At 50.3% G+C, this 8168-nt stretch carries 7 protein-coding genes and 1 pseudogene; 3 read left to right on the top strand and 5 right to left on the bottom strand.

Going from position 1 to position 8168, the window contains the following annotated elements; translation table 11 throughout:
- A partial coding sequence (locus KB557_RS07255; RefSeq protein ID WP_255132764.1) for a glycosyltransferase family 2 protein occupies positions 1–1191 on the top strand: 1191 nt, incomplete at its 5' end.
- 5 nt (positions 1192–1196) lie between these two features.
- On the opposite strand, the gene KB557_RS07260 is transcribed toward KB557_RS07255, so the two are convergent.
- From KB557_RS07260 to tig, 5 genes and pseudogenes are all read right to left on the bottom strand, one after another.
- A complete protein-coding gene (locus tag KB557_RS07260) occupies positions 1197–2894 on the bottom strand; it encodes a DNA polymerase III subunit gamma/tau (RefSeq protein WP_255132766.1) in 1698 nt (565 codons plus the stop codon).
- A gap of 27 nt (positions 2895–2921) precedes the next feature.
- Positions 2922–3365, bottom strand: a pseudogene (locus KB557_RS07265) (lecithin retinol acyltransferase family protein); the annotation flags it as partial.
- A gap of 4 nt (positions 3366–3369) precedes the next feature.
- Complete coding sequence (gene clpX, locus KB557_RS07270; RefSeq protein WP_255132769.1) at positions 3370–4722, bottom strand: ATP-dependent protease ATP-binding subunit ClpX; 1353 nt, start codon at positions 4720–4722, stop codon at positions 3370–3372.
- Between the two features lie 63 nt (positions 4723–4785).
- A complete protein-coding gene (gene clpP / locus KB557_RS07275; protein ID WP_255132775.1) occupies positions 4786–5358 on the bottom strand; it encodes an ATP-dependent Clp endopeptidase proteolytic subunit ClpP in 573 nt (190 codons plus the stop codon).
- Between the two features lie 71 nt (positions 5359–5429).
- Positions 5430–6827, bottom strand: coding sequence for a trigger factor (gene tig, locus KB557_RS07280; protein ID WP_255132771.1), 1398 nt, complete (start codon positions 6825–6827; stop codon positions 5430–5432).
- Positions 6828–6967: 140 nt separating this feature from the next.
- Between tig and KB557_RS07285 the strand changes: the two genes are divergently transcribed.
- Together KB557_RS07285 and KB557_RS07290 are read left to right on the top strand one after the other, a co-directional pair.
- Positions 6968–7999, top strand: coding sequence for an aspartate-semialdehyde dehydrogenase (locus KB557_RS07285; RefSeq protein WP_255132773.1), 1032 nt, complete (start codon positions 6968–6970; stop codon positions 7997–7999).
- Positions 7996–8168: dihydrodipicolinate synthase family protein (locus KB557_RS07290; protein WP_255132777.1), on the top strand; the 173-nt coding region annotated here is incomplete at its 3' end. The genes KB557_RS07285 and KB557_RS07290, both read left to right, overlap by 4 nt.

Consider the following 8168-nt stretch of genomic DNA (forward strand, 5'->3'; position numbering starts at 1 on the left):
CTCAGCCCCCGCCATCAAATCGAGGAACCTTTTAACGCGTTAGTTAGTGAAGCTCTAAGCAGCAATGCCGTAGCCAATTCCGTAGCAAGTGATTCATTGCCAAGGGTGGATGTATTGGTGGCAGCTAGGGATGAAGAAGCTGTTATTTCTCGATTAGTGCAGGCTGTGGCAGATCTTGATTACCCCAAAGAATTACTAAGCCTTTGGGTAATGGATGATGGCAGCCTGGATCGTACGCCTCAAATTCTTGAAAAACTTGCGGAACAATTTCCATTTTTAGAGGTAAGGCGTAGGCCCCGTGATGCTGGTGGCGGTAAAAGTGCGGCCTTAAATGCTCTGTTACCCCAGCTGCAAGGGGAGTGGCTGATGGTGTTAGACGCTGACGCCAGTTTTGATCCCAACCTGCTCTTACGGCTAGCGCCGCATTTGAAGCTGCGCCAATGGGGAGCCTTGCAGCTGCGCAAAGCGGTGGAGCAAGTTGAGTCCAGTTGGCTTACCCGTTCTCAAGCATTAGAAATGGCCTTTGATGCGGTGATCCAGGAAGGGCGGATTGCATCTGGTGGTATTGGTGAACTTCGCGGCAATGGTGAGTTGTTGCGCCGTGAAGTGCTGCTGGCTTGTGGTGGATTTAATGAAGACACTGTTACCGACGATCTTGATTTGAGTTTTCGTTTGCTCCTTGCAGGCGAAGCGATCGGTGTGGTTTGGAATCCACCCGTGCAAGAAGAGCCTGTTACCCGTTGGGGCGCATTGTTGCGTCAACGGCAGCGCTGGGCAGAGGGGGGGCTGCAGCGTTATCTCGATTACTGGCCCGCTTTGATATCGGCCAAGTTGAGCATTGGCCAAAAAATCGACTTGTTTGTATTTTTTGTTCTGCAATATATGTTGCCAGTTGCAATTTATGGCGATTTATTTGCAGCAGTAGTTTGGCGGCAATTGCCTTTGCTCTGGCCTCTATCAATCTCAACTTTAAGCCTCAGCGCTTTTGCTTTACGGCAAGCTGGTAAGCGCTCTAGTGATGGGCCGGCATTGCCGAATAGCACAGGTTTAACTTTGTTAATGGCAAATACATATTTAATGCACTGGTTTTTGGTAATACCTTGGGTTAGTTTAAAAATGGCCTTAAAACCAAAACGTTTGATATGGTCAAAAACTACACATGTGGGTTTAGCGGTTCCCGGATTGCCGTAAGATCTTTATTCTAAATCATCTGAATCTAATACAACTTCCCCATTAAAGAATTCAGCTAAACGTTTTGCTTCTACTTCAATGCCATTGCTTTGAATAGTTTGGCTAATTGCTTCAGTTTTCTGAATTGAAACTGGAGCTGCAGGAGTACTTATCGGTTTGGGAGTTGGTATTGAGATAGCAGGTTTAGTTATTTCTTTACTAATGTGTGCATCTAAAACTTGAGCGCTGCCGGTTTCAATAATAACTTGCCTTGTTTCCCCTAATGCTTTTGTGGTTGCTTGTTCCAATAGAGGTAAACGGCTTTGCACCATTGCTACCCAGTTGGGCGCCACCCGCACAATCGCTTTGGAGCGATCTAGCCGCACTAATTCCCCTTGTTGAGATAACAACATGCGAGTAGAGGGTAATTCAAGGCTGGCTAATATCTGTTGCCATATCACAGCTAAATCCTGTGATTTGTTATTAGTTATCTCATTATTAACTATCTCATTATTAATTATTTCATTGTTAACAACAGGTGCTTTTTGGGGAGCTTCACTCTTTGCAATAGTTTTTACACCAGTTTCTACCTGGGTATGTATTGCTTTAGTAACAACTGGCGCTGATGCATTTGCTGGTTCCGATAGCAGGCCCAGCAGCAATACCTCCAGCCATAAGCGTGGCTGGGCGCTCTGGCGTAGTTGGGTTTCGCTGCCCCTTAAGCCTTGCTGCCAGCTCAGTAATTTTTGGCGTCCGAGCCGGTTTGCAAGCGCGGGCAATTCGGCTCGATTTGCTGGGGAGAAGCCACTCAATTCAGGCTGATCCGGCGCTGCAATCGCCAGCACTAAATCCCGCAGCAACCCTGCAATTCCTTGCAGCACTGCGGTGGCTTCTCGGCCCCTATCTAATAATCCCCGTATGTTTTTTAATAGTGCTACCGGATCTGCAGCAGCTAATGCAGCCGCAAGCCCTAGTAATTCCTGTTCTGGCACTGCTCCCAGTAGTTCCCATACAGCATCTGGCTCCACCGGTGGTGGCAGCAGGCTCAGCTGATCTAGCAAGCTTTCAGCATCCCTCAGCCCCCCTTGGGCCATCTGAGCTACCAAATGAATAGCGGCTGGATTGATTGCAATCGCTTCTTGCTTTGCGATCCAGCTGAGGTGCTGTTCCATCGCTTCAAGCGGAATACGGCGAAAATCAAACCGTTGGCAACGGCTCAAAATTGTTGGCAGCACCCTTTGTGGATCTGTGGTTGCCAGCACAAAAACCACCCGCGGTGGTGGTTCTTCTAATGTTTTTAAAAGTGCGTTAAATGCAGCGGTGGAAAGCATGTGGCATTCATCCACCACATAAACCTTCCAACGCGCCTGCACCGGCGCAAATCGTGAACGTTCAATCAAGTCGCGAATGTTGTCTACGCCGGTATTAGATGCAGCATCTATTTCAATAACATCCAAAGCGCTACCAGATGCGATCGAGCGGCATAATTCGCAGCTGCCGCAGGGTTCTGGGGTGGGTTCTGAGCTGGCAACGCAATTCAGCGATCGCGCCAAAATCCTGGCGCTGGAGGTTTTACCTGTGCCTCTTGGCCCTGTGAAAAGGTATGCCGGTGCAATGCGTCCGGTTCTTAGGGCGTTGCTAAGGGTGGTGGCAATAGCTTCTTGGCCCACGAGCTGGCTAAACCGCTGGGGCCTGTACTTATGGTGCAGCGGTTCATAGGCCATAGCTAAAGGCTACTCAGGCTTGGGTTTTCCCTTCAGCAATTCCTGGAGGTGGCTTCTAAGTTTTTCAACCGCTTCTAATTGCGTTGCAAATGTTTGCTCGCTTAATTCTTGTTTAATATTTAATCCTTGCTCTAATAACATCTGGCCAAACCCTAGGGCCCGATCTACTTGGCTGCTACGGTGCTGCCCAGTTTTACACCACACGGCAAAATGTTCGCAGTTATTTAGCATTAGGTTGTAGCGTTCTTCCCCGAGCCGTCGCATTGCTCGACGCAGGGTTACACCAACGGGGTTTGCATCACTATGAGCCACAACTTTTACGGGTTCGCCAAGGCTGAATTCTGCCAATGGGCTGCGCAATATTTGTTTTCCTTCTAGATAATGCACCACAGTGCCGTCGCCAAGATCAATGCCGTGGTGCATAAATAAACCATGGCGCCGCGGAACTTCTAGATGATCGGCCGCGGCCATAGCTTTAGGCGCGTTCCTGTTGATCAATGCTGCTGGGATGGGCGATCACTTTGGCACTATGACGTTCTTCTACTAAGGCTTGAGTAATTACAAATTTAGGTACATCGGTGCGGCCAGGAAGGTCGTACATCAAATCAAGCATTAATTCTTCTACGATCCCCCGCAAGGCGCGGGCTCCTGTTTTACGGCGATTCGCTTCGATCGCGATTGCCCTAATCGCTCCGGGTTCAAATTCCAAACGCACACTATCCATCGAAAGCAGGGTTTGAAATTGCTTCACTAGGGCATCGCGGGGTTCGGTGAGGATCGCTTCTAGGGCATCTTCATCTAGGGGTTCAAGAACAGCGCTCACAGGCATACGGCCGATAAATTCAGGAATAAGGCCGTATTTCACCAAATCATTAGGTTCTAGATGACGCAATACCTTGGCGGCATCTAATTCCTTATTGCGATTGCGGCCGCGGTTGTCTGTTTGTACAAAGCCGATTGCATTACGGCCTAGCCTCCTTTGGATTACGTCTTCAAGGCCAACAAAAGCGCCACCACAGATAAACAGAATCTGGCTGGTGTCTATTTGAATGCAATCTTGATATGGATGTTTACGCCCGCCTTGGGGTGGCACATTTGCCACAGTGCCCTCAAGCATTTTCAACAGCGCCTGCTGCACCCCTTCCCCAGATACATCTCTTGTGATCGATGGGTTTTCACTTTTACGGGCGATTTTATCGATCTCATCAATGTAAATAATCCCTCTCTGGGCCTGTTCCACATCTAAATCTGCTTTTTGCAGTAAACGCAGCAAGATGTTTTCCACATCTTCACCCACATAGCCTGCTTCTGTGAGCGTGGTGGCATCTGCTACAGCAAATGGCACCTCTAGTAATTCAGCTAGGGTTTGCGCCAATAATGTTTTGCCGCAGCCTGTAGGGCCGATCAACAAAATATTTGATTTATGCAAACGGGTGGCGCTTGCTTCGCTTTCCCCTTTGCCATCCCCCTGCCAAGCCAGGCGTTTGTAGTGGTTATAAACAGCAACAGACAATACTTTTTTTGCTTCCTCTTGTCCCACCACCTGGCGATCTAGAAAATTTTTGATCTCTCGCGGTTTTGGAATGCTTGCGAGGGTGGGAATTGGCTTTGAAACCTTTTTGGTTGGGGCAGTTTTGCGGCTGCTCTCTTGCACTCCATGGCGACTGCCGCCCCCTTGCACGTCTACAAGTTCTTCATCAAGGATCTCGTTGCAAAGATCGATGCATTCATCACAGATATAAACGCCGGGGCCCGCGATCAACTTGCGTACCTGCTCTTGCGACTTTCCGCAAAACGAGCACTTCAGGTGAGCATCAAACTTTGCCATCGCCCCTTACTGGTTAGCTGCTGAAAACACAGGATCAACCCCAAAGGGGGTCGCGTCAACGCGTTAGTCGATTACAACTTTGTCGATTAGCCCATATTCCACTGCTTCGTGGGGGGAAAGAAAGAAGTCTCTGTCTGTATCTTCGGCAACTTTTTCGATCGGTTGGCCCGTATGGGCTGCCATCAAACCATTAAGTGTGTCTTTAAGGAACAGGATTTCTTTAGCTTGAATTTCAATATCAACCGCTTGGCCTTGGGCGCCGCCAAGGGGTTGGTGGATCATGATTCGGGCATTAGGCAAAGCCAAACGCTTACCTTTACGGCCTCCGCAAAGCAAGAAGGCACCCATGCTGGCGGCCAGGCCATAGCAAATCGTTACCACATCCGGGCTCACCTGTTGCATCGTGTCGTAGATCGCTAAGCCAGCCGTTACCGAGCCTCCAGGCGAATTTACGTAGATTTGAATATCTTTTTCTGGATCTTCTGCTTCTAAGAAAAGCAGTTGCGCCACGATTGCATCGGCCACCGCATCGTTAATGGGAGTGCCAAGGAAAATAATTCTGTCTCGCAGCAGGCGCGAGTAGATATCAAATGCCCGTTCACCACGCCCCGATTGCTCCACCACGGTGGGCACCATGGTGTTTTGCCAGTGGCTATGAACTGGATGAAAATGTAGGGCGTTGAGCACGGGCTGCCGCTGTATTTAGCTCAATCTATTGGTTTGGCTTTGCCCTTTGCCTTAGCAGCGGGCTTTTTGCTGGATTCATCAGCGCTAGAAACCTTTTCGGGGATGTTTTTGGAAATTTTGATGGTGGCATTTTCTTCAAGCCAGCTAAAAACCGCCTCCTTAAGCAGATCTTCCGCAACAGCAGCCCGCAGCCGTGCGTGATCAATCCGATTGGTATCGCTTAAACCGCGGATCACCTCTTTTAATTTCGCCTCCAAAACCAAATCTTCCACAGCGATAGCTTCCGCTTTGGCAAGGGCTTGCAAGGCAAGGCTGCCCCGCAGCCGTTCAGTGGCCTCCTCCCGTGATTTGCTGGCCAGATTGCGCACCAGCTCAGGGGTGAACAGTTTGTTGATATCCATCCCCTGGCGAGACATCTCAGCAGCGGTTTCCTGCAACATCGTGTTCACTTCTTCTTTAATCAAACTTTCAGGGATTTCCACCTCTAATTCCGCCACCAAAGCTTTCAGCAAAGCTTGTTCGCGGTTGATTTTTTGGCGTTTTTCGGCGTCAACTTTTAGGCGTGTTTCCAGCTCTGTGCGCAGTTCCGCCAGGGTTTCTTTATCGCTTGCTTGTTGAGCAAAGGCATCATCAAGGCTGGGTAGTTCTTTGGCTTTGAGATCGTTGAGGCTGATTTTGAAGCTAGCGCCACGGCCGCGGCATGTTTCATCTGGATAATCGCTAGGGAATTGGCAATTCACCTCGGTTTCAGCGCCAAGGGTTAATCCCACGATCCCTTCAACAAAGCCGGGGATCATTCGCCCCACCTCCAGCTCCACCTCAAGGCTTTCAGCGCTGCCACCGCTTATTGCTTCATCGGTATCGCTAAAAACACCGCTGAAGCTCACTACAGCCACATCACCGATGGCGGCAGCTCTATCGCTGATCGGCACCAGGGTGGCCAGTTGCTTGCGGGATTGCTCGAGCAGCTCATCTACCCGAGCTGGATCGAATTGCACTTCTTCTGCTTCTGCTTTTAATCCTTTGGTGGTTTTTAGTGTTGGCGTTGGCGGTATATCCATTTCCAGTTTCAACAGCAACTCCTTACCGGGTTCAAATTGCGCCAGCAGGCTGTCGAAACCACCGCTCAATTCCGGTTGCCCGAGGGCTTTTAACTGCTCTTGGGCGAGGGCATCTTTCAACACGCTTTCCACTAGTTCTTCAAGGGCTGTGGCCTTCACCCGCATAGCCCCCAGTTGTTGCAACAAAACTGGCCGCGGCACCTTCCCTTGACGGAACCCAGCCAGCTTCACAGTGAGGCCCAATTTCTTAATTGCCGCTTCGTAGGAGGCTTGGCAGCGGCCGCCGGGCACCCCAACTTCGATGGCTAATCGACTGCCAGGCAAAGGGGAAGTGGAAACCGTAAGGGTGCTGCTCATGGGTAGGCCGATTCAATCCAAGCTCGTGATCCTAGAAACAAACCGGCACGGGGATCCTTAGTGCGTATTATTGGAATAACAAACGAGAAGGCGATGCCCTTCCGTGGTTGTTCAGCTTTGCTTGATCTCACTTACCACCGTTGACCCCCGCAAACGCGGCAAAGCCGCAAACCGTTGCCATTCTTGGGGCCACAGGCGCAGTGGGCCAAGAACTGCTTGCTCTTTTGGCTGAACGCGCCTTTCCGATCAAGGAATTACGGCTTTTGGCCTCCCCCCGCTCGGCTGGTGTTGCGGTGCCCTGGCAAGGGGAAAAACTTCAGGTGCAAGCTGTTGATGAAGCAGCGCTGCAGGGGGTAGATCTTGTTTTGGCATCAGCTGGTGGTTCGGTGTCGCGCCAGTGGGCACCCATAGCGGTGCAGCAAGGGGCAATTGTTATTGATAATTCCAGCGCTTTTCGTCTTGATCCTGAAGTGCCACTGGTGGTTCCAGAGGTGAATCCAGCGGCTGCCCTGCAGCACAAAGGCATAATTGCCAACCCGAATTGCACCACAATTTTGTTGAGTTTGGCGTTAGCTCCGCTTGCGGCGCAGCGCCCCTTGAAGCGAGTGGTGGTAAGCACTTATCAATCTGCCAGTGGCGCTGGCGCTAGGGCGATGGAGGAGTTGCAGCAGTTGAGCCGCACTGTTCTCGATGGTGGTGAACCGCAAAGTGAAGTGTTGCCCTATTCCTTGGCATTTAATTTGTTTTTGCACAATTCACCGCTGCAAGCAAATGGGTACTGCGAAGAAGAATTGAAGATGCTCTATGAAACTCGCAAGATCATGGGGCTCGATCAACTTCGTTTAACTGCCACTTGCGTGCGTGTTCCGGTGCTAAGAGCCCATTCGGAAGCGGTGAATCTTGAATTCGAAGAACCATTCCCGGTAGAGGAGGCCAGGGCCTTGCTATCGGCAGCACCTGGCTTGGAATTAATTGAAGATTTCGCCACTAATCGCTTCCCGATGCCCAGCGATGTAACCGGCCGTGATGCGGTGGCGGTGGGCCGAATTCGCCAAGATTTAAGTAATCCAAATGCGCTTGAGTTATGGCTTTGCGGTGATCAAATTCGTAAAGGGGCCGCATTGAATGCAATTCAAATTGCTGAACTTTTGCAGCAGCAGGTGGCGCCATGAGTAGTGCAGTTTTTGGGCATTTAGTTACAGCGATGGTTACACCATTTGACAGTGATGGTGCAGTGGATCTTGGCCTTGCTGGTCGTTTGGCTCGCCACCTTGTAGATCACGGCTCTGATGCCTTAGTTGTATGCGGCACTACTGGTGAATCACCAACGCTTTGTTGGGA

Source organism: Synechococcus sp. Cruz CV12-2-Slac-r (assembly GCF_024346075.1).
Classification (GTDB): domain Bacteria; phylum Cyanobacteriota; class Cyanobacteriia; order PCC-6307; family Cyanobiaceae; genus Synechococcus_D.